Origin of the sequence: Vagococcus sp. CY52-2 (assembly GCF_022655055.1) — a bacterium.
GTDB lineage: Bacteria > Bacillota > Bacilli > Lactobacillales > Vagococcaceae > Vagococcus.
The window spans coordinates 413,722-434,597 of record NZ_CP093384.1 but is presented as its reverse complement, the minus strand read 5'-3'; the positions used below and the strand labels follow the sequence as shown (position 1 = coordinate 434,597).

Sequence of the window (20,876 nt, the reverse complement as noted above, 5' to 3'; positions counted from 1 at the left end):
TAAATGCAAAAAAGACCTAAACTGACTAAAATAGTCTACGCAAACTAAGCCCAGATATATACTGAGACTAATCTTGTCGTTCACTATTTCATTCAATTTAGGTCTTGCCTGCTTAGCAGTTACAATCCTTTACATACAGATAATAACATGTTTCCGCTTTCTTGTAAACAATAAATGTACTTTATTTAAATAAAGACTTCAGAAAAAATCTGAAGCCTTCTTAACAATTAGCTATTGCTCAAATCTTCTCCATTTGTTGCAATGACTTTTTTATACCAATCAAATGATTTTTTCTTACTACGATTAAGTGTTCCATTTCCTTCATTGTCACGATCTACATAAATAAATCCATAACGTTTTTTCATTTCACCAGTACCCGCACTGACTAAATCAATACATCCCCAAGTCGTATAGCCTAATAAATCAACCCCATCAATTTCTACGGCATCTCTCATCGCTTTGATATGCTCTGCTAAATACTCAATACGGTAATCATCTACAACATAACCATTTTCATCTGGTGTATCCACAGCACCTAATCCATTTTCTACAATAAACAATGGTTTTTGATAGCGATCGTATAAATCATTCAACGTGATTCTTAATCCTAGTGGATCAATTTGCCATCCCCACTCACTTGACTCTAAATAAGGATTTTTAAGTGACTCAAAGATATTACCACTCGTTTGTTCATTCACCGCTGGATCCGTCGATTGCAATCTTGATGAATAATAAGAAAATGACACGAAATCAACAGTGTGCTCTTTCAATAATTCTAAATCGCCTTCTTGAATTGGTAAGGTAATACCTTTTCGTTCCATTTCTTTTAGCGCATAAGACGGGTACTCCCCACGAGATTGAACATCAATAAAGAAATAGTTTTCTCTATCAGCTTTTCTTGACGCCCAAACATCTTCAGGTTTACTAGTATAAGCATAGTTTGCTCCTGCAGCAAGCATACATCCTACCTTGTTTTCTGGATCAACTTCATGGGCAATTTTTGTGGCAATCGCACTAGCTAGTAATTCATGATGAGCAGCTTGGTACTTGATTTGTTCCTTATTTTCACCCTCTTCAAAATAAAGCCCTGCTCCCATAAATGGGGCATGTAAAATCATATTAATTTCATTAAACGTTAACCAGTATTTTACTAAACCTTTATAACGATTAAAAATAACATGACACAGATTTTCATAAAAACCGACTAATTCACGGCTTCTCCATGCACCGTATTTTTCAACTAAATGCATTGGACAATCAAAATGAGTTATCGTAACTAATGGTTCAATCCCATATTTTTTACATTCTTTAAATAAGTCTTCATAATATTTTAAACCTGCTTCATTTGGTTCATTTTCATCACCTTTTGGAAAAATACGAGACCAAGCGATGGATAAGCGATATGTTTTAAATCCCATCTCTGCAAATAACGCAATATCTTCTTTGTAACGATGGTACATATCAATGGCTTCTTTGGCTGGATAAAAATGATGTTCATCAAATTCAAACATTTTCATCTCTCCAGTAATAACTGCTGCACGATCTGGTCCAACTGGAGCTAAATCCACATTCGCTAATCCTCGACCATCTTCACGATATGCTCCTTCACATTGATTGGCTGCTGTTGCGCCACCCCATAAAAAATCTTGTCTAAATCCCATTGTATTTCCTCCTTATATTGTTTGTATGTTCATTCTATCTTGTGGGAACATTCCCATGTCAAGTTTTTTTTGGTATAATTTTTGTAAATGGAGGTCTTTATATGACAACAATTATTGATGTAGCAAAAAAAGCAGGTGTTTCAAAATCGACTGTTTCTCGCGTTGTTTCAAATAAAGGATATGTTAGCGAAGCAACAAGATTCAAAATTGAAAAAGCCATGGACGAACTTGGTTATATTCCCAACATGATCGCAAGAAATCTACAAGCTGGTTTAACAAAAACAATTGCCTTCATCTCCTATGATTTTAATCAATATACCAGTATCTTTTTAAATGCTTTCACAAAAACGGCATTAACATATGATTTCTATGTCAACTTATATGTTACTGGTGGAGATAAAGCAAAGGAAATAGATGCGTTAAATTTAATGAAATATAAGCAAGTGGATGCTGTCTTTATATTCACTAGAAGTAACTCTTGGGATGATATTAAACCTTATCGAAAATTTGGCCCCATCTCGACTTGGCATCGAATTGATTCTCCTGATATTTATTCATCTTATGTCAATCAGTACGACAGTTATCTAATGTCTCTTGAATTTTTACTTAGCAGAGGTTATAAAAATATCGGGCACATTTTAGGTTATAAAAATAATAAAAATACCCTTGCTCGAATCAATGCTCTTGATTATTTTTATGAGCAACACCCAGAGCTAGAAAAAAAAGAGGAATGGATTTTTTTAAACACTAAACCTTATCAAATTGGACGAAACATTGCAAAAAAATGGCATGAAACATCAAATAGACCTGACTGCCTTGTGTTTTATACCGACTTCATTGCGGCTGAATGTATCTCTGAATTGCAGCTTTTAGATTATTCTATCCCTAAAGATATTGGTATTATGGGTTTTGATAATAACGCTATCAGCGAAATTATTCACTTAACTACCGTCGACTGTCATTTAGAAACTCAAGCGACCAATTGTTTTAACTATCTTTATAGTGAATTAAAAAACTTAACTTTTTCACCTATTCCCATTACGCAAGACTTAGTTATTCGATCATCGACCAAATAAAAAAGAGATAGCTCAGCTACCTCTTTTTTTCATTTCTTTATTCATTAGATAAATAAAAGGACTCTTTAATAAGATATAAAAAAACATTGTTCCGAAAGCATGCATGATATCAAAACTCATACCAGTCACATAATATGCCCAAAAGTTTGTTACGCCAAATATCGGTGCTAACATCACCGATATGAGAAAGCCATACCCTAGACCGGATATCAGGCACAAAATAAGTTGTAATACCTTGTTATTTTTTACGTTAGTCCATTTATCTAATAGGACTACTAGATAAATGACACACCAAAAAGATACTATTTGGGCAATTGTCCAAACTCCCATACCTAAATAAAAATTTGTAATTAAAATAGAAAGCGAACTAATCACAATTGCTTCAAGTCTTCCCATATAAAGTGTCACTAAAATAAGTGTTGCCGTAATCGGTTGAACATTTGGTATAAAAACCATTAATAATCTACCGACTACACAAAATGCTGTCAGTAAAGCCATCATTGTTAATGATTGTGTGTTAATATGCTTCAAGTTAGTCTCCTATTAATCCAATTTAGATAAATCAAACTCAATATTATCACCATCAGATACTGTTGTTTCTTGAACCCCTTTTTCAGCTTGTTTACCATTGACTGTATATAACCAATACTTATTTTCTTTTTCATCTTGTTTATAACCGTCAATGGATGTGATAAACCCTTTTGTATCTTCAATATCATAGTTATCTTTCAATACATTATATAAAACAGTCTCATCTTTCACGCTAACTTCTTTTGAATCAATTTCTTTATGATCTTCCTTTAGTGTGATATTAACAGTTGCACTTGATTGCGTTGACTCTACTGTTTGGTTCTTTTTACCACTTCCACAACCTGTTAATGTCACTAAAATCGTTGCACTTAACACCAAGCAATTTAATTTTTTCATCATACTTCTCCCTTATTTAAATTCCTTAACTTTTCATAAAGAAACCTCAAACTATCTACTGATAATTTGAGGCTTATTTATTTAGTTTTACTCTAAGCCTTCTGCTACAGCTTCAGGATAATTTACTTCAACAATTTCAGCACATCGATTACATAATGTCGGTAATTCTTGATGACTACCTACATCTTCTTTGATTGCACGACAACGTTGACACGTTTCACCTTGAGCAGGTTCCACTAAAATAGAGACATCATTAAATTTCATAGCAGTTTCTGGTACATCAGTTGTTGATTTTTCAACAACTAAATCTGAAACAATCAATACTTGTGCCAAATTAGTATTTAATGCATCTAACAACATAGCAGTTGGCTCATTTGGATAGATAGTCACTTTTGCTTCAAATGATTTACCAATTAATTTATTATTTCTAGCTTCTTCTAAAGCTTTTAAGACATGTGTTCTCACTTCCATGAATCCATCCCATAATTCCATGATTGAATCTTGATCTGGATAAGTGTCATAACCAGGAAGCTCAGATAACTGCACATATTCTTCTTCTTCTTGTAAATGAGACCAAATTTCTTCTGACGTAAATGGTAAAATTGGTGTCATTAATTTTGTTAAAGCCACTAAAATATCATAAAAGACAGTTTGCATTGCACGACGCTCATGATTATCTCCTGCTTCAATGTAGACAACATCTTTGGCAAAATCTAAATAGAATGCTGACAAGTCATTTGTACAGAAGTTAACTAGACTCTTATAAACAGTCGAGAATGAATAATTGTCATACCCTTTATCACGAATAGTTTTGATTGTATCATTTAAGCGAATCATCATATATTTATCAACCGAACGTAATTCATCATATTCAACACGGTCTTTATTCACATCAAAATCAGATGTGTTTGCTAATAAGAAACGCATTGTATTACGAATTTTACGATAAACTTCAGCAATTTGATTTAACGTATTCATATCCACTTTCACATCTGATTCATAATCCACACTTGAGACCCAAAGTCTTAAAATATCTGCACCCATTTGATTGGTTACTTTATTTGGCTCAATCGTATTTCCTAAAGATTTACTTTGTTTACGTCCTTGTGGGTCTAATGTAAATCCTTGAGAAAGAACTGCTTTATATGGTGCAACGCCATTAATTGCCACACTTGTTGTAATACTTGAGTTGAACCATCCACGGTATTGGTCAGATCCTTCTAAGTACAAGTCAGCTGGAAATGATAAATCACTTCTGCCTCTTAACACTGCTTCATGTGATGAACCAGAGTCAAACCAAACATCCATGATATCAGTTTCTTTTGTAAATTCGCCATTTGGACTACCAGGATGAGTAAATCCTTCTGGTAATAATTCTTTGGCTTCTTTTTCAAACCAGATTTTTGACCCGTGTTCTGCAAATAAATTCGCCACATGTTCTGTTGTTTCTGGTGTAATAATCGCCTCACCGTTTTCTGCATAAAAGACAGGTAATGGTACACCCCATGCACGTTGTCTAGAAATAACCCAATCGCCACGATCACGAACCATGTTATATAGACGCGTTCTCCCCCAAGGAATAATCCAATCTACTTTTTCAATTTCAGATAGAATATCGCCTCTAAATTTATCAATTGATGCAAACCATTGTGGCGTTGCACGATAAATAACAGGTTTTTTTGTACGCCAATCATGTGGGTAACTATGAGTAAAGAAATCTAATTTTAATAAATGACCACTTTTTTCTAGCATTTCAGTAATCATTGGATTAGCTTTATCATAGAAGATACCTTCAAATCCAGGTGCTTCATCTGTATAACATCCTCGAGAATCTACAGGTGAAATAACATCGATACCGTATTTACGAGATACAATGTAGTCATCTTCCCCGTGTCCAGGAGCCGTATGAACCAAGCCAGTCCCTGCATCAAGAGTTACATGATCACCTAAAATCAAACGTGATTCTCTATCATAAAATGGGTGTTGAGCTGTCAGATTTTCTAGCTCTGCCCCTTTAATCTCTTTAATAACTGAAACAGTTTCCCAACCAATTTCTTTTGTCACTGTTTCAAGTAACTCTTTTGCTACGACAAATTTTTTACCATCTGCTTCAATCACGACATAAACATATTCGGGATTTACACTAATCGCTAAATTTGCTGGAAGAGTCCAAGGTGTGGTTGTCCAAATAACAAAACTCGTATCATTATCTAATACTCCGTTTCCATCTTTCACATCAAATGCAACATAAATAGAGGCTGATTTTACATCTTTGTATTCAATTTCTGCTTCTGCTAACGAAGATTCACTAGATGGAGACCAGTAAATTGGTTTTAATCCTTTATAGATATATCCTTTTTCAGCCATTTTTCCAAATACTCGAATTTGAGCTGCTTCATAATCTGGTGTTAGAGTAATGTATGGGTTATCCCAATCTCCTGATACACCTAAGCGTTTAAAATCATTACGTTGTTTATCAACTTGGCTAAGTGCATATTCTTTACACATTTCTAAGTATTCTGCTCTAGGCATTTCTTTGCGTTTAACACCTTTTTTGGTTAATACTTGTTCAATTGGTAAGCCATGTGTATCCCAACCTGGAACAAATGGGGCACGAAAACCTGACATTGATTTAAATCGAACAATAATATCTTTACTTACTTTGTTTAGTGCGTGTCCTAAATGGATATTTCCATTAGCATATGGAGGACCATCATGTAAAATAAAAGTTGGTTTCCCTTCATTTAATTTTTGTCTTTGACCATAAATATCTTTTTCTTCCCATTCTTTTTGCCATTCAACTTCTCTTACTGGTAAGTTTCCACGCATTGGAAAGCTTGTTTTTCCTAAATGAAGCGTTTCTTTCATTTTCATTTTATCTATCATCCTCACTTATTTTATTTTTATATACAAAAAAGCTTCGTCCCTTAAAAAGGGACGAAGCTATCGTGTTACCACCCAAAATTCAGTACAGACATAAGTCTATACTCTCCTGTAGATTGTAACGATTCTCACCGAGAAATCTTACTATAATTTCAGATTTCTTTTTTGTAAAGGATCTTTCTTAATTCAGTGTCTCACTAGGTTTCCACTATCCCTAACTCACTTTCAGAATAAATTAAGCTTTTCTATTTTACATCTAACTTTATTATTTAACTTTTGAACGTGATGAACGTTCCACTTTATTTAATTTTTTTGTTTCTTCACTTTTTTCTTCTTTTTGTTGCTGAACAGGCTGATTAGGCATTTCTTGTGTCGCACTTACCTTAATATCTGTTTTTGATTGAGATACATTATCAAAATTAGGTTTAATATTAATAGCTGGTGAAGTTGCTTCAAGACCATTTGCTGCTTCAACAGCATCTAATACTTCTTTAAATGCTTGATGGCTACTGTCAACATAAGCACCAAATGGTTTAAGGATTTCATCCCACTCATCACTTTGCACAATTTGTAACTGTGATTCTAATAATACATTTAAGTTTCTATGGAAAACACGGGTTTTCTTTTTCAAATCATCTGTCTCAACAGCCAATTGACGAGCACGTTCACTTGCTTCAGATAAAATTTGATTTGCTTTATTTGCCGCACCAGAAATCAACTCATCAGACATTTTATTAGCGTGTGCTAAAATGTCTTCAGATTGAGCTTGAGCTTTTTGAATTGCTAAATCAGACTCTTTAATAGCATTTTCTTTTAATTTATCCGCAGTATCTTGAGCTACAATAATTGATTGGTTTAATGAATCTTTTAATTCATTAAAATAACTTAATTTATCATTTGCCTGTTTTACTTCTTTTTCTAAAGAACGATTTTCTTGGGTTAATTTTTCAACTTCTAAAGCGATTTGATCTAAAAAGTCATCTACTTCATCACGATCATATCCCTTAAATTTATTATTAAAACTTTTATTCGTAATATCAATTGGTTTAATTCCCATTTTTACACTCCTTGCTACTTTCTTAAAACTCTAATTTTTAATCTTATCTTATCTTTTTTAGTATTCCCTAGTGTTTCTAATAGTTGAACTCTTCCTAGTCCTCGAACTGACACAATATCTAAATAATCTACTGGAAAATCAACACGCTCTACTTCGGTCCAATTGACCTTAGCTTTCTTTGATTCTACAATCAGTTTAGCACGTTGTCTAGATACATTATATACTGTTGAAATAATATTATCAATTCTAAGTGAAGAGATTGTTAGAGTCTCATCTAACCATTCATCAGTCGGTTGTAAAATATCTTGCCAACCTACTTCGTCAAATTTTACTCCAAATGAACCAATTTTGTCAACTTGTTGAGTAATATAGTTAGAAATAGATTTTTTTATAAAAACTTGCCATTGTTCTCCATTTGTTATGATATCTCCAATGAATTCTCTTTTTATTCCAGTACTCATTAATGTTCCTAAAATTTTTCCATGAGTTAATTTACCAAACTTAATAGGATATTTTATTTCATAAACTGAGATTTCATAATCTGTTTCATTAGGATTGTAATAACTTGGATAAAGTATGGCACATTTTCTCTCAGAATCTTCAAATCCTCCAAAAAAAGACAATAAAATATCGTCTCTTTTACCTACCAATGTCTTTAAAATAAACATCTCACGTGGGTTTAAAAATTCAGTTACAACGGGTGCGTATTGCATCTCAACTTGTTCCATCCAATTACCGATAGTATCAATAAAAGGATGTTCGTCCTTGCGAAAATGCTGATACACATTAGCTTGCAAAAAACTCACATCCATTCTTTAAATCATATAAACTAATCTTGCTAATATTAAAATTAAACCTTGTCCAGCTAATTGTAAAACAAATATTGCAACAATAATTGTAAAATCAATTGGACCAATACTCAAATTCAAGCGATCAAACATACTTAAATATGGTCTTGAAATTCGTATGATAAATTGACCAATTTTTGAATCATACGCCCCAGGAAACCATGATAATAAAGCATAAATCACTAAAACATAAGTATATAGGGTTATGGCTTTAGAGATTAAAGCTATAATCAAATTAACACATCCTTAATATTCTGTTAAATGGTTTGTTATGATATTTCGAGTAATGCTTGAATCGACATCTACGTTGGCAGGAGTACAGATAAACATTTCATCTCCTAAGCGTTGAATATCTCCATCAATAGCATATACAGTCCCTGTCATAAAATCTACAACACGCCTGGCAGAGCTTTCATTCATTAATTTAAAAGACAAAATAATAATCTCTTTTCTAAACAAAGCTTGAGCAATTTGTTTACAATCAATGTAATCTCTAGGCTCATAAACCGATACTTTTCTATGTTGTCTAGCAACCACCATACGTTTATTTCCATTTGAGGTAGGTTGATAGGTATTCATTTCAACTACTTTTTTATTAGTATACTGGTTTTCTGTTGCAGAAATTTTAACATTTTTTTCTGGTTCTTCTTCATTATGGCTGATAGCATGATTCATACTAGCAACATCATCAAGCGCATCCTCTAAATTATTTGTTTCTCTAATATTAGGTTCTGGCTCAAGAACAGATGATTCTTCATCAATCGTCACTTCTTCATCAACAAATGCATCACTTTCATCATCAGAAACGCCAAAAAAATCGGAAAATCTTTCACCAGCTTTATTGAATAACTTCACTCTATCACCTCTCCCCTAAGATTCGAAAAATCTCGAACCAATTCTTACAAAAGTTGCTCCAGATTCTATAGCTGGTATGAAATCTTGACTCATACCCATACTTAATTCTGTACATGGTGCATGGTCAAGTTTTTCTGTTGCAACTTTGTTTTGTAATAATTTTAATTGGTCAAAATACTGAGATAATTCGTTAAGATTTGAATCAATAGGAGCCATGGTCATTAAACCAATAACTTCAATTCTATCAAAATCTTTTAAATCCTTAATGAAATCTATTAAATTTTCCGGAGAGATTCCTTGTTTGGAAATCTCTCCAGAAACGTTTACTTGAACAAAACACTTAATTTGTTTTATTGCTCTTTTTTGTATTTCTTCAGCCAATGATATTTTATCTAATGCATGAAAGTAATCAATATTATTAATGACTGATTTAACTTTTCGCCGTTGTAAATTTCCTATAAAATGCCATTTAATCTGTTTATTATCTGATAGATACTCTTGCTTTTCTAACAATTTTTCCATCCTATTTTCAGCTAAATGTTCAAATCCTAAATTAACAACTTGTTTTGTTGTCTCTTTGTCAACTGATTTAGTGACACAAATGACAGTCACACTATCGACTGACCTTTGACCGATTTGGCAAGCTTGCTCAACATCTTGTTGAATTGACTCAACGTTTTGTTCCAGTTTTTGCAGGACCAATCTAAGTCACCTCTTATTTTTTTCTTCTAAAGAAAGGTGGTGTACTTAATTCATCTTCCGCTTCTAAAGGATGATCAGAATCCTGGTTAGCATTATCATAATCTTTTCTGTCAATTGTTTCAAACTGTGTTTCATCTGGGACTTGACGAGTCGATGGTTCACGTTTTAAATCCCAATCACCAAATGCACTTGTTTGTGCTGTGCGTGATGAATCCATTTCTGGAACTTCACGAATAGGTTCTTGAACTGATCTTGCTTGTCTCTGTTGAACCATTCCATTTGGTGTAGTCACATTATTTCTTCCCATCGCTTGACGTTCTTTTTTTCCTGGATCAATTCCTGTTGCAATGACAGTAACAACAATCTCATCACCTAATTGATCATTAACTGATGTTCCTAAAATAATATTTACATCTCCACCTGTGGCACTCGCTACAATTTCAGACGCATCTTGTGCTTCAAATAAAGTCATATCTGCCCCACCAGTGATATTTAATAGCACTTGTTCAGCACCTTCAATAGATGTTTCAAGCAACGGAGAGGCAATAGCTTTTCTAGTAGCCTCAATCACACGATCTTCTCCATTTGCAACACCAATTCCCATTAGAGCGGTTCCTTGATTTTCCATCACTGTTTTAACATCTGCAAAGTCTAAATTGACATAGCCAGGAGATGTAATTAAATCAGAAATCCCTTGTACACCTTGACGTAATACATTGTCAGCTTCTCTAAAAGCTTCCAACATTGGTGTTCTTTTATCAACGATTTCTAATAAACGATTATTAGAAATGATTACCAAAGTATCCACATTTTCTTTTAAAGCTGAAATTCCTTCAGCTGCAAAACGACTACGTTTTGGACCTTCAAAGCTAAACGGACGTGTCACAACACCGACTGTTAAAGCTCCTTGTTCTTTAGCAATTCCAGCTACTACAGGTGCTGCACCTGTACCGGTACCACCACCCATTCCAGCAGTAATAAATACTAAATCAGCACCTTTTAATGCTTCAGCAATTAAATCTTCGCTTTCAGATGCAGCTTTTTCGCCAATATCTGGTAACGATCCAGCACCTAATCCTTTTGTAAATTTAGGTCCTAGTTGGATGACAGTTTCTGCTTTAGAATGTTGTAGTGCTTGAACGTCTGTGTTTGCAACGATAAACTCTACGCCTTTTACTCCTTCATCAATCATACGGTTTACTGCGTTACCGCCACCGCCACCGACACCAATAACTTTAATTACCGCGCCAGTATTTACAGTATTATCTAATGAAAATTCCATTATTTGTTTCCTCCTAGACTATTAGTCAAATATATTGGATAAGAAACCTTTTACTTTACCGCCAAAACCTTCTTCTTTCTCTTTTACAGGTTCATTGACAGACATATCTGTAACAGGTTCTTGTGCTTGTTGTACAGCTTTTTCATGTTGTTTAGTCTCTACTGAAATGTCACGAACAGGTTTAGCTGTTCGTTTTTTATCACCAGTAACGGCTAATTTAGTCACATGATAAACCTCATCAAGTTGTGCGACATACTCAACAATAGCAATTGCATTAGCATATACAGGATTACGTAATCCCATATGATTTGGAACATACAATTTAACGTTTGTTCCAAACATATCCGCTGCTAACTCGACTACTCCTGGCAAGCTTGCGGCTCCACCAGTTAAAATAACACCACCTGGTAAATTAAGTGCATCAATGCTATCTAACATCATTTTTGATTTTGAAAAAATTTGTTCAACACGCGCTTCTATAATTTCTGACAAGTAGCGTTCATCAATTCTGACAGGTTCATTTTTACCAATGACATCAACAGGAAATTCTTCATTCGGTGAAGTTCTTTCTGGATAAGCATATCCATAGTTGATTTTTAACGCTTCCGCATTAGTTAATGATGTGTTTAAAACAACAGAAATATCCTTGGTTACAAACTCTCCACCTTCTTGTTCAACGTGTGAAAATTTTAATTCACGTTCATACATCACAGAGGTAGTTGTTTGTCCACCACCCATGTCAATAATAGTTGTTCCAAAATCTTTTTCTCCATCCGAAAGAATAGATGAAGCTAAAGCTAAAGGAGCAATGACCATTTCATCAATCACCAATCCAGCTTTTTCAACACATTTTTGAATGTTGTGAACAATTGTCTTAGGTCCAGTATATAATAATCCCTTCATATCTAGACGAACACCAATCATACCTCTTGGATCTTTTATTCCTTCAAAACCATCTACTTTAAATTCTTGAGGAACTAAAGTAATGACTTGACGTTCTGGAGGTGTTGAACGAACAACTGCTGCTGATGCCACATTTTTAACATCTTTGTCAGTTATTTCTTTTGATTCATTATTAACAGCTATCATGCCTTCGCATTTTTCTACTTCTAAAAGATTAGCAGGAATACCTACACTAACACTTTTAATTTGAACACCTGATTTTTCTTCTGCTTGTTTAATTGCTCTTTGAACGGATTGAACAGCTTTGTCTATATCGATAACAATACCACGATCCAATCCTTTTGATTTTGCATTTCCTACGCCAATAATATTAATTTGATTTTCTATGTACTCAGCTACAACAACTTTTATTGATGTTGTACCGATATCAAGACTTACATATATTCCTGTTTTTGCCATGAAAGGTCTTCCCTCCTATAATTCTAACAAAGTCTTCCTTTATTATATGCATAATACCTCACACTATTCTATCATAAATAGTACTATGAAATAAAGAAGAATACTATATTTGCTAGTTTTTTTTCTGAACGTTAAAAACCATTATTTACACTCTCCATTGAGTTTTCGTCCGATAACCCCTCACTTGAGTCGCTATTTTGTGTTTCTAAAGGATATGAAAATATCCCTGTTTTACCCGCTTCCATATCAATAACACCTTTTGACTTCATTTCTGCCGAAATTTTGTCATAAAAAACTAATTTATCCGCAATTGTTGTTGATAATCCAATTACTTGATTGCCATCCTTCATATTTAATTTAATTCTAAAAGGATTTTTTTGAGTGGCCTGTGACTCAATAGAACTAATTTCTGATTTCATTTTTGGCGAAAATTTTTCATATGATGTCAAAAATGAATCCAATCCTTCTCCTTCTTTAAAATCAATTAACTGTGGCAATTTTTTTTCTGATTCTTTTGCTGTTTCACTCAAAATTTTTCCATTAGATAAAACAGGATACATTTTATTATTTCTTAATAAAATAGCCAGGACCTCATATTCTGTTACATGTATATCAAAATGATTAAATTGTTTAATCCTTAATGTCGCTGTGTTGATTCTTGGATTTTCCTTTATCACTCTTTTCATATCCTTTGATTTATTAAAATACTGAGGCCATAATCCATCACCTAATTTAAGGTGACTTGATTTTATAATTTTTTGACTATCTGCTTTGTCGATTCCAGTCACTTCTATATTTTGTAATTTACTTAAAGGAGAAATAATATAAAGAGTAATAAGTATTCCCACTGTTAAGGTAATTAAAATACTCGTTAATCTTCTAGTTAGACGTTTTTCCTCATTAGGAGTTAAACCTTGAAATGGAGATAGTTTATTGATTGTTTTCCTTTTCGTAGAAAGTGTTCCTTGTTTATTACTATCTTTCAATTCTTTTTTTGATGATTTTATCAATCGATGATTACCTCGATTTTCCCCTTTATCATCCTCTTTTTTGTTTGACATCCCTTACTAGCCCTCCTTAAATTAGGTTAGTTCCTGAATCAAACCATACAAGCGATCCATTGCATCAGGAATCCCTTCAGCTTTTGATGCTTTTGCCATAGTTTGTCTATATTGATCATCTAACATTAATTTATCCACTTGTTCAACCAATAATTTTCCTGTCAATTCACTATCTTTAATCATCAATGCTGCTTGATTATCAACAAGACTTTTTGCATTTTTCGTTTGATGATCATCCGTAACATTAGGACTGGGAACCAATATCGAAGGTAATCCTAATGCCGTAATTTCTGCCATACTAGTCGCACCTGATCTCCCAACTAGTGCTTCTACATTGATTAAAACGTCAACCATATTATCAATATATGGCACTACTGTTACATTAGTTAATTGCTTAATTAGCTCTTCTTTTTCTTTAAACTCATCAAAATAAATAGTCCCAGAAGCATATAATACCTGGTATGGTTTTCCTTTAAATAGTGGTAATGCTTCTTTCATCGCGTTATTAATCGTTTGAGCTCCGCGGCTGCCACCAAAGATAACGATAGTGGGCTTATCAGAATCCAAACCATACCCCTCTAACACCTTTTTTTTGTCTACCATCATCACTTCTTGAGCTCGAGGATTCCCTACTAGTGCAACTTTTTCTTTTGGAAAATACTCGGCTGCATCAGTGAAACAAATTCCTACTTTATCAACATATTTTGATAAAAACTTATTCGTCATACCCGCCACGCTATTTTGTTCATGAATAATTGTGGGAATATTTAATTTACTCGCTGCATAAACAACCGATCCACAAACATATCCACCTGTTCCAATCACAATATCAGGTTGAAATTCCTTAATATATTTTTTAGCTTGCTTAATACTTGTTAAAAATAAATACACTGTTTTAAAATTTTTTAACGTTAGTGATCTATAAAACCCCTGAATTTCAATTGTTTTAAATGGAATATTTTGATTAGGCACTAACTGACTTTCTAGCCCTTTTTCTGTTCCAATATATAAAAATTCTGAATCTGGGTATTTTTCTTTAATATAACGAACGATAGAAATAGCTGGATAAATATGTCCACCTGTTCCTCCACCTGATACTAGTACTCTCATCATTAATTCCCTACTTGTTTAGTTATTTCTGCTACAAATTCTTCTCCACGAGTCTCAAAGTTAGGATACATATCCCAACTAGCACATGCCGGCGACAAAAGAATCGTATCCTCTGACTGTGCAACTTTTAAGGCTTCTTTCACTGCTTCTTTCATGTTATCAACACAAATAATTTCTGATACTTGCGCCTTTTTGGCTGCTTCTTTTAATTTATCTTTTGTCTCGCCTAATAATACAATAGCTTTTAGTTGCTCAATAGCTGGTATAAATCCATCAAAAGAGTTTCCTCTATCAAGCCCTCCAGCAATTAATACTAATTTTTCATTATCAAATCCACTAATTGCCTTTTTAGCAGCTAAAATATTAGTCGCTTTTGAATCATTGTATATTTTGATTCCATTATATGTCCCAATGTACTCTGTTCTATGAGGAACACCTGAGAAGAGTGACAAACTTTTTTTTATTGACTCGTTATCTATATTTGAAACTTTTGCTACACAAATTGCTGCTAGAGCATTCTCAACATTATGCGAACCTGGAACACCTAATTCATTTAATTCTATAATTTTTTCACCTTGATACATTAACCAATCTTTTTCCAAATAAGCTCCATTAACTTTTCTAGATACTGAAAAATAAATCACGGTTGCCTTAGATTGTTTGGATAATTTAACGATTTCAGGTAAATCAGCATTTAAAATTAATGTATTATTCTCTGTCATATTTTTTTGAATGCGCCATTTAGCTTTAACGTATTCCTCTCTTGAGCCATGATAATCAATATGAGCTTCATAAATATTAGTAATAACTGCTATCTCAGGCGTAAATTCATCAATTCCCATTAGTTGAAAACTCGATAATTCTGTTACTAATACATTATCTTCTGTAGCCTTTAATACAACATCACTTGCTGGAAAACCAATATTCCCAGCTAAAAGTGCCTTATTAGGTTGATACGTATCAAATATTTGCTTAATCATGGTTGTTGTTGTTGTTTTACCATTTGTTCCTGTAATGCCAATAAAAGGTGCCTCTGAGACTTGATACGCTAATTCCACCTCTGTAATAATTGGAATTTCTTTTTTTATTGCTTTCTCGAGAATAGGATTCGTGTAAGGAATCCCAGGATTTTTCACAATAAGAGAAAATCCTTCATCAAGAAGATCTAAAGGATGACTATCAGTAATAACTGTTATACCTGCTTCTAATAATTCTTGAGCTTCTTTGTTATCTTCTAATTTTTTCGCATCATTGACTGTAACAAATGCCCCTAATTCATGCAATAACTTAGCAGCGGCAACACCACTTCTAGCTAACCCTAATACTAAAATTTTTTCATTTGCATAACGCTTTGACTGTTTCATCCTTGATATCTCCTTAATTATATAAAATGCCCAATGTCAATGCTGACATCACTAATCCTACTATCCAAAAAACAATGTCTATCTTCCATTCTGACCAACCACTTAATTCAAAATGGTGGTGTATTGGAGACATTTTAAAAATACGTTTGCCTGTTAATTTAAATGATGCTACCTGTAACATGACACTAAGTGTTTCTATAACATACACTAAACCGATTAATAAAAGTGTCCATTCTTGATGAAGTAAAATAGAAATAGTGGCTAACATACCACCTAAAGCAAGAGAACCAACATCTCCCATAAAAATTTTTGCTGGTTTTTTATTAAAAATTAAAAAGCCAAAAAGCGCTCCAACAGTTGCTAGGCAAATCAATTCAATAGCAAATTGTTCTTGTTTGTATGCAATAATAGCATAGGTTCCAAAAGAAATCATACCTAAACCAGATACTAAACCATCAATACCATCTGTTAAATTCACTGCATTTGAAAATCCGACCAACCAAATCACAGCAAACAATCCATATAAAAAGCCAAAATTAACATTTCCAATCAATGGGATAAATAATTCATCTGTTACACTATTTGATTTCATCACAGCGTAAAGAATAATCCCACCAATAATTTGACCAATTAATTTTTGTGTTGAATTTAATCCTAAATTTCTTTTTTTAAACACTTTAATGAAATCATCAAGAAATCCTAATAGTCCATATAAAAACAAAATAAATAAAATACTCCAAAAAGAAAATGTCATTTCTTTTTGCCAAGCACCAACAATAAGAGAAGTTAACAAAATACTTATTAAAAAAACAACTCCTCCCATAGTTGGTGTCCCTGATTTTGCAAGATGACCTTCAGGACCTTCTTCACGAATCGCTTGTCCCATTTTCTTCATTTTAAAATAACCTATAAATAGTGGCATAACCATCAATACAAAAGCCACTGCCAATGATAATGGTATTAATAATTCTACTCCGTTCATGTTATTCTCCTTTATCCGTTGTGGTATCTACCTTAAAAGCATGTTTTAACATACCGTTTGATATTTCTGAAATTAATTCTGATGGTGACCCGAATTCACCAGTAATCACTGGTTTTTTCATTGTAACGTACATGATATATTCTGGATTTTCTGTTGGTGCAATTTGAACTACTGAATAAATATAATCATTGGCTCCTGTTAAAAGTTGGCCATTTTCAAATATTTGGGCTGTTCCTGTTTTCGCAGAAACATTCACACCATCAATATTATAAATACCATACCCAGTCCCATATATTTCGTCATTGACAGTATCTTGCATGTATTCAAGAACTGTTTTTGCTGTTGCAGCTTTTATTGGTTCTCCTACCACTTCTGTTTTAATTTCTTTTTCTTTTCCATCTTTATCCACTATTTTCTTAATATATCGCGGTTTTAACATTTTACCCTCATTTGTTATAGCTGTATATGCTTGCATCATCTGCATATTTGTCACAGAAATAGCTTGTCCAAAAGCTGTCATTGCCATATCAACAGGATTTTTATCACTAATACTTCCTGTTGCCTCAAGCGGTAATCCAGAATCAGTTGAATGACCAAATCCAAAACGTTCCAAATACTCTGGCCATATTGAACCCATTTTTTGTTCCAAATTAACCATACCAACGTTACTTGACCAAGCCAATGCCTGTCTATACGTCAACTGTCCTTTTCCAGCCGGTACCCAATCACTAATTGTGGCATCATATAACTGAGTTCGTCCTGAGGTAAATGTCTCATTATATGGAAATTTTCCCGAATCAATGGCTGCTGCAACAGTAAAAACTTTCATCGTAGAACCAGGTTCAAACGGTCGTTGAACAAGTAAATTTTCCCAAACAGGATCAGGTTGCCCTTTTTCTTTATATAATCCTTCTTTTGTTTGTGGATCAAAAGTTGGTCGTTGTGACGCTGCTAAAATATCACCAGTTTTAGCATCCATTAAAATAGCTGTCATATCCTCTGGTTTAGCTTTTTCATTCACACTATCCATCACATCTTCTAGCCTTGTTTGTAAGTTAGTATCTAACGTTGTATAAATATCTTGTCCATCTTTAGCTTTTTTATCAATGACTTCTGTCCCAGGAAGTTCATTTCCCTTGCTATCTTTTTGATAGTACTTAAATCCATCCTCTCCTTTTAACACATTATCATAGGTATTTTCTATACCTAGTCCATTTTTACCACTTAATTTACTATTTTCTTTATCCGTATCTTCTGGTTGTGCATATCCTATGAAATAAGAAGCAAATTTTCCATTCGGATATAATCTGTCAGGGTGCTCCTTAAAATAGATACCAGTAATATTCTCTTTTTTTAATGCTTCCTCAATATTGTTTCTAGTTTCTAAACTTAGATTTTTTCCTTTAGAACCAAATTCTACATTAGTAATTAACTTACCGTCTTTATTTTTCTTAGGTGTTAATTGTTCTAAAACAAGTTTTTTATCAATTCCAGTATACTTATTTAAAATATCAGCAATTTTATCATGATCTTTATCATGCACAAAAAGCTCCACGTTATTAATCCCTTTATAGTTTTTGTCAAGTTCTGCGTATAACGAATAAGAAGTAGCATCTTCAGCAAGTGGCAGCCCATTACGATCGAAAATGGTTCCACGTTTTGCTTTTATAACGCTACTTCCTTGATATATTTTTTGTCTTTCAGAATCAAGACTTTGCGAACCGACCTTACCAACTGTTATGATGTAAACGAAACGTAAAGAAATTAAAACAAAAACAGCAATAGAAGCATAAAACAGGATAACCCCCACTTTTTTTCTATTGCCTGCTGGTGTTAAACTTTTTTCTTGTATTTTTTTGTTTATTTTTCTAAAAAATTCTTTTATTTTTTTCATCATTTTATTTTCCTTATATTCTCATCACGCATTTGCATTCCAGCAGATTCGGCAATTTTTTTCAAACGTTCAGTTCGTTGCAACTCATTTTTCTCTTGATCAAGAGTTTCAATATCTTGTTGCATCTGTTTGCTATCTGCCTGAAGAGAAGAAATAGCTTCTTCCTCACGGTTAATATAGGTTGTCATTCGAATAGTTGCAACCGCCAAGCATAAAAATGTTGCAATAAATACAGTGAAAATAAACTTTTCTAATTTAGTCACTTTTTTCAATTTACTCTGTGGAATTATTGGGGGTTGCACTTCTTCCAATGTACTATTCTCCTTACTAACAGGTGAGTTAACTGGAGAATCATTATATGTAAATGGACTTTGCTTTTCTGGCAGAGACATGTTAATCCACCCTTTCAGGAGCTATTTTTTCGATAATACGTAATTTAGCACTACGAGATCGATTATTCATCCCAAGCTCTTCATCTGAGGCCACGATTGGTTTTCTATTAATTAATTTTATATCAGGTTGATATTCAATTGGTATAATAGGCAGTCCAGGTGGCAAGTCTTGAGGTGTACTGTATTCCTTAAAAATGTTTTTCACTAGCTTATCTTCTAATGAATGAAATGTGATGACACTAATTCGACCAGTTGGTTTCAGTAAATCAATGGCTTGTTCAAGTGTTTCACTAATAACATCCAACTCACTATTTACTTCAATACGAATCGCTTGAAAAATACGTTTAGCTGGATGTCCACCTTTTCGTCTAGCAGGTGCTGGTATAGCTTCTTTAATAATTTCAACTAGCTCTCCCGTTGTTTCAATTGGTTTTTCAATCCGTCGTTTTTCAATCAAGCGAGCCACTTGTTTTGAAAATTTTTCTTCACCATATCTAAAGAATATTTTAACTAATTGTTCATAAGTATATTCATTTACAACTTCTTTAGCCGTTAAATAATTTGTTTGGTCCATCCTCATATCTAATGGTGCATCCTGATGGTAGCTAAATCCTCTTTCTGCTTCATCTAACTGAGGTGATGACACACCCAAATCATAAAGAATTCCATCTACTTGTTGGACACCTAATTCATTCATTTTTTCTTTTAGATAACGAAAATTACTTTTAACAAACGTTACTTTATTTTGTTCTACTTCATCTAATAAAAATTTTTTAGCGTGTTCAATTGCACGTTCATCTTGATCAAAGGCATACAAATGGCCTTTATTGGATAACTGGGACAACAGATATTGACTATGCCCAGCACCACCTAATGTACAATCTATATATATTCCATCTGATTTTATGTTTAATCCATCTACTGTTTCTTTTAATAGAACAGTAATATGTTTAAATGTTTCTGACATTTTCATTCTCCATTTTTACTTATATTCCAAAATCAATAAGGCTTTCTGCGATATCATCAAAATTTTCTTCAGCCTCTTTAGAAAATGCTAACCAGCGATTTTCGCTCCAAATTTCGATTCTATCGGATACCCCTATAATGATACAAGGTTTTTCTAATCCTGCAAATTGTCTTAATTTAATAGGAATATTAATACGTCCTTGCTTATCTATTTCACACTCTGTTGCTGCGGAATAAAAAAATCGAACGAATGTCCTAGCATCTTTTTTAGTAAGTGGCATGTTTTTCATACTCTCTTCTAGGCGAGACCAAGACTCTAGTGTATAACCAAATAAACAGCCATCCATTCCTCTGGTAACAATAAATCGTTCACCAAGAGAATCTCTTAATTTAGAGGGAACGATTAGACGTCCTTTTGAGTCAATATTATGCTGGAATTCTCCCATAAACATAA

20 protein-coding genes are annotated in these 20,876 nt (G+C 33.3%); 1 reads left to right on the top strand and 19 read right to left on the bottom strand.

The window, feature by feature from the left end; translation table 11 throughout:
• Positions 1–227: 227 nt before the first annotated feature.
• The gene (locus MN187_RS02210) at positions 228–1,661 is read right to left on the bottom strand and encodes a 6-phospho-beta-glucosidase (RefSeq protein WP_241699284.1); all 1,434 of its coding nucleotides are present in this window, start codon (positions 1,659–1,661) and stop codon (positions 228–230) included.
• A 101-nt stretch (positions 1,662–1,762) separates the two neighbouring features.
• Here MN187_RS02210 and MN187_RS02205 point away from each other — a divergent pair, with 101 nt between their 5' ends.
• Positions 1,763–2,737, top strand: a complete 975-nt coding sequence (locus MN187_RS02205) for a LacI family DNA-binding transcriptional regulator (RefSeq protein ID WP_117972553.1) — start codon at positions 1,763–1,765, stop codon at positions 2,735–2,737.
• Between the two features lie 12 nt (positions 2,738–2,749).
• On the opposite strand, the gene MN187_RS02200 is transcribed toward MN187_RS02205, so the two are convergent.
• From MN187_RS02200 to mraZ, 18 genes are all read right to left on the bottom strand, one after another.
• On the bottom strand, positions 2,750–3,268 hold the full coding sequence (locus MN187_RS02200) for a hypothetical protein (protein ID WP_233519158.1): 519 nt from the start codon (positions 3,266–3,268) through the stop codon (positions 2,750–2,752).
• Positions 3,269–3,280: 12 nt separating this feature from the next.
• Entirely contained in the window at positions 3,281–3,664 is a 384-nt protein-coding gene (locus tag MN187_RS02195; RefSeq protein ID WP_233519157.1) for a DUF4430 domain-containing protein, read from the bottom strand.
• Between the two features lie 87 nt (positions 3,665–3,751).
• Complete coding sequence (gene ileS / locus MN187_RS02190) at positions 3,752–6,538, bottom strand: isoleucine--tRNA ligase (RefSeq protein ID WP_117972551.1); 2,787 nt, start codon at positions 6,536–6,538, stop codon at positions 3,752–3,754.
• A gap of 274 nt (positions 6,539–6,812) precedes the next feature.
• Positions 6,813–7,604 carry a DivIVA domain-containing protein gene (locus MN187_RS02185; protein ID WP_117972550.1) on the bottom strand — a complete coding sequence of 264 codons (792 nt, stop codon included), beginning with the start codon at positions 7,602–7,604 and terminating at the stop codon, positions 6,813–6,815.
• A gap of 14 nt (positions 7,605–7,618) precedes the next feature.
• Positions 7,619–8,401, bottom strand: coding sequence for a YlmH family RNA-binding protein (locus MN187_RS02180; RefSeq protein ID WP_117972549.1), 783 nt, complete (start codon positions 8,399–8,401; stop codon positions 7,619–7,621).
• 18 nt (positions 8,402–8,419) lie between these two features.
• A complete protein-coding gene (locus tag MN187_RS02175; RefSeq protein ID WP_199500889.1) occupies positions 8,420–8,683 on the bottom strand; it encodes a YggT family protein in 264 nt (87 codons plus the stop codon).
• Positions 8,684–8,698: 15 nt separating this feature from the next.
• Positions 8,699–9,307, bottom strand: coding sequence for a cell division protein SepF (locus tag MN187_RS02170; protein WP_117972548.1), 609 nt, complete (start codon positions 9,305–9,307; stop codon positions 8,699–8,701).
• 15 nt (positions 9,308–9,322) lie between these two features.
• Positions 9,323–10,009, bottom strand: coding sequence for a YggS family pyridoxal phosphate-dependent enzyme (locus MN187_RS02165; RefSeq protein WP_233519156.1), 687 nt, complete (start codon positions 10,007–10,009; stop codon positions 9,323–9,325).
• Positions 10,010–10,022: 13 nt separating this feature from the next.
• Positions 10,023–11,291, bottom strand: coding sequence for a cell division protein FtsZ (gene ftsZ, locus MN187_RS02160; protein ID WP_117972547.1), 1,269 nt, complete (start codon positions 11,289–11,291; stop codon positions 10,023–10,025).
• A gap of 21 nt (positions 11,292–11,312) precedes the next feature.
• Positions 11,313–12,653, bottom strand: a complete 1,341-nt coding sequence (gene ftsA / locus MN187_RS02155; RefSeq protein ID WP_117972546.1) for a cell division protein FtsA — start codon at positions 12,651–12,653, stop codon at positions 11,313–11,315.
• 131 nt (positions 12,654–12,784) lie between these two features.
• Positions 12,785–13,714 carry a cell division protein FtsQ/DivIB gene (locus MN187_RS02150; RefSeq protein WP_117972545.1) on the bottom strand — a complete coding sequence of 310 codons (930 nt, stop codon included), beginning with the start codon at positions 13,712–13,714 and terminating at the stop codon, positions 12,785–12,787.
• 21 nt (positions 13,715–13,735) lie between these two features.
• On the bottom strand, positions 13,736–14,824 hold the full coding sequence (gene murG / locus MN187_RS02145; RefSeq protein WP_117972775.1) for an undecaprenyldiphospho-muramoylpentapeptide beta-N-acetylglucosaminyltransferase: 1,089 nt from the start codon (positions 14,822–14,824) through the stop codon (positions 13,736–13,738).
• A gap of 2 nt (positions 14,825–14,826) precedes the next feature.
• Entirely contained in the window at positions 14,827–16,188 is a 1,362-nt protein-coding gene (murD, locus tag MN187_RS02140; RefSeq protein ID WP_117972544.1) for a UDP-N-acetylmuramoyl-L-alanine--D-glutamate ligase, read from the bottom strand.
• 13 nt (positions 16,189–16,201) lie between these two features.
• Complete coding sequence (mraY, locus tag MN187_RS02135) at positions 16,202–17,170, bottom strand: phospho-N-acetylmuramoyl-pentapeptide-transferase (RefSeq protein WP_117972543.1); 969 nt, start codon at positions 17,168–17,170, stop codon at positions 16,202–16,204.
• Position 17,171: 1 nt separating this feature from the next.
• Complete coding sequence (locus MN187_RS02130) at positions 17,172–19,064, bottom strand: peptidoglycan D,D-transpeptidase FtsI family protein (protein ID WP_117972542.1); 1,893 nt, start codon at positions 19,062–19,064, stop codon at positions 17,172–17,174.
• Complete coding sequence (locus MN187_RS02125) at positions 19,064–19,456, bottom strand: cell division protein FtsL (RefSeq protein WP_117972541.1); 393 nt, start codon at positions 19,454–19,456, stop codon at positions 19,064–19,066. Before MN187_RS02125 ends, MN187_RS02130 begins: the two co-directional genes overlap by 1 nt.
• A 1-nt stretch (position 19,457) precedes the next feature.
• The gene (gene rsmH / locus MN187_RS02120) at positions 19,458–20,423 is read right to left on the bottom strand and encodes a 16S rRNA (cytosine(1402)-N(4))-methyltransferase RsmH (protein WP_117972540.1); all 966 of its coding nucleotides are present in this window, start codon (positions 20,421–20,423) and stop codon (positions 19,458–19,460) included.
• Positions 20,424–20,442: 19 nt separating this feature from the next.
• Positions 20,443–20,874 (bottom strand): division/cell wall cluster transcriptional repressor MraZ, encoded by a 432-nt coding sequence (mraZ, locus tag MN187_RS02115; RefSeq protein ID WP_117972539.1) that lies wholly within the window; start codon positions 20,872–20,874, stop codon positions 20,443–20,445.
• Positions 20,875–20,876: the final 2 nt, after the last annotated feature.

Excerpts from the sequence above, each read along its gene's own strand:
- MN187_RS02150 (WP_117972545.1), bottom strand. The coding sequence starts at position 13,714 with ATGTCAAACAAAAAAGAGGATGATAAAGGGGAAAATCGAGGTAATCAT.
- MN187_RS02185 (WP_117972550.1), bottom strand. The coding sequence starts at position 7,604 with ATGGGAATTAAACCAATTGATATTACGAATAAAAGTTTTAATAATAAA.
- MN187_RS02195 (WP_233519157.1), bottom strand. The coding sequence starts at position 3,664 with ATGAAAAAATTAAATTGCTTGGTGTTAAGTGCAACGATTTTAGTGACA.
- rsmH (WP_117972540.1), bottom strand. The coding sequence starts at position 20,423 with ATGTCAGAAACATTTAAACATATTACTGTTCTATTAAAAGAAACAGTA.
- murD (WP_117972544.1), bottom strand. The coding sequence starts at position 16,188 with ATGAAACAGTCAAAGCGTTATGCAAATGAAAAAATTTTAGTATTAGGG.
- mraZ (WP_117972539.1), bottom strand. The coding sequence starts at position 20,874 with ATGTTTATGGGAGAATTCCAGCATAATATTGACTCAAAAGGACGTCTA.
- murG (WP_117972775.1), bottom strand. The coding sequence starts at position 14,824 with ATGAGAGTACTAGTATCAGGTGGAGGAACAGGTGGACATATTTATCCA.
- MN187_RS02125 (WP_117972541.1), bottom strand. The coding sequence starts at position 19,456 with ATGTCTCTGCCAGAAAAGCAAAGTCCATTTACATATAATGATTCTCCA.
- MN187_RS02130 (WP_117972542.1), bottom strand. The coding sequence starts at position 19,064 with ATGAAAAAAATAAAAGAATTTTTTAGAAAAATAAACAAAAAAATACAA.
- MN187_RS02210 (WP_241699284.1), bottom strand. The coding sequence starts at position 1,661 with ATGGGATTTAGACAAGATTTTTTATGGGGTGGCGCAACAGCAGCCAAT.
- ftsA (WP_117972546.1), bottom strand. The coding sequence starts at position 12,653 with ATGGCAAAAACAGGAATATATGTAAGTCTTGATATCGGTACAACATCA.
- ileS (WP_117972551.1), bottom strand. The coding sequence starts at position 6,538 with ATGAAAATGAAAGAAACGCTTCATTTAGGAAAAACAAGCTTTCCAATG.
- ftsZ (WP_117972547.1), bottom strand. The coding sequence starts at position 11,291 with ATGGAATTTTCATTAGATAATACTGTAAATACTGGCGCGGTAATTAAA.
- MN187_RS02205 (WP_117972553.1), top strand. The coding sequence starts at position 1,763 with ATGACAACAATTATTGATGTAGCAAAAAAAGCAGGTGTTTCAAAATCG.
- mraY (WP_117972543.1), bottom strand. The coding sequence starts at position 17,170 with ATGAACGGAGTAGAATTATTAATACCATTATCATTGGCAGTGGCTTTT.